A 1,182-nucleotide genomic window follows, 5' to 3' on the forward strand; every position below is an offset into this window, starting at 1 on the left:
CGGTGCCGAAGCTTCCGGCGAAGGCACGATACGAATCGATACCTCAAAAGTCACCGAACGCGTCGCCGCCAATACCCAGCTCGAGGAATCGCTGCACCGGACCGAAGCGGCGGCGGACGATACCGAGCAGAAGCTCAGCGAACTTGAGAAGGCTCTCGATGAAATGGGCGAGGCTTCGGAGGAATCCGGCGACAAGCTCGATCGGTTGGTGAGTTTGCAAAGGGCGCAGCTTGCGGGGGAGATCGGCAACGGGATTTCGCGGATCGCCGACGTGGTAAAATCGGCCTCCACTTCACTGCAGGAGGCGGATCCAAAAATATCGAAGACCCTCGGGAATATTTCCTCTGGCCTCGATAGCGTAGGTAACGCGGTATCGACAGCGGCACAGGGCTTTGCGGTCGGCGGTCCATTTGGCGCGGCAGTTGGCGGACTGGTCGGACTTCTAACAGGTCCGCTCAACCATGCCTTCGAAAACATGACTCAGGATCTGCAGAAAGCAGGGGAGAAGGAGAAGTTGGCCAAGGAATCGCTGCTCGCCTACACCCGTGCTCTGGAAGAGCGGCGGACCACACTTGCCAATCAAAGGCTGGAGGAATTTTACGGCCGCGAGGAAAAGGCGATCAAGTCGGCCAATGACGAACTGCGTCGGCAGAACGAACTTCTAACAGCTCGCCGCAACGCGGAGGCAGCGGAGCAGCATGCCGCCTCGATAGCCGCTCTCGACAATGGTGCAAACCGTGGCGCGGTTGCCTCAGTCGATGCCATCAGCGAGTTACGCCGACGCATTGAAGCAATCGAGCAAAAGGCCAACCTTGCCCAGGCCCAGGCGAACCTCAAGGACGAGGACGCAAGCCACAAGGAAGGCAAGGTGAAGCTGCTCGAAGAGCGCGGCATGTCCTCGGGCGATGAGATCGATCAGGCCCGCAAGGAAGCCGAAGCCGCACGCGAATCAGCGGATTCCGCGGCAAAAAACGCAGAGCTGACCCGGCAGATCGGAGAACAGCAAATCCGCGAAGCCCTTGCCCAGTTCAGTGAAGCCAAATCCCGGGTGACGGACGAAGGTCAGAAGGAAATGGTGGAAGCTGCACGTCAGCTGATTGAGGCAGTCGAGAACGGCACCAAGGAGATGACGGCGGTCCAGCAGCAAGCGCTGCAACGCATCCGCGATGCCTTCCGTGGTGG

The 1,182-nt window shown here is 59.6% G+C and carries 1 protein-coding gene; it reads left to right on the forward strand.

The features are described from left to right. A partial coding sequence (locus JIN85_RS20510; protein WP_200274361.1) for a hypothetical protein occupies positions 1-1,182 on the forward strand: 1,182 nt, incomplete at both ends.

It is taken from the genome of Luteolibacter pohnpeiensis, from assembly GCF_016595435.1.
Classification (GTDB): domain Bacteria; phylum Verrucomicrobiota; class Verrucomicrobiia; order Verrucomicrobiales; family Akkermansiaceae; genus Luteolibacter; species Luteolibacter pohnpeiensis.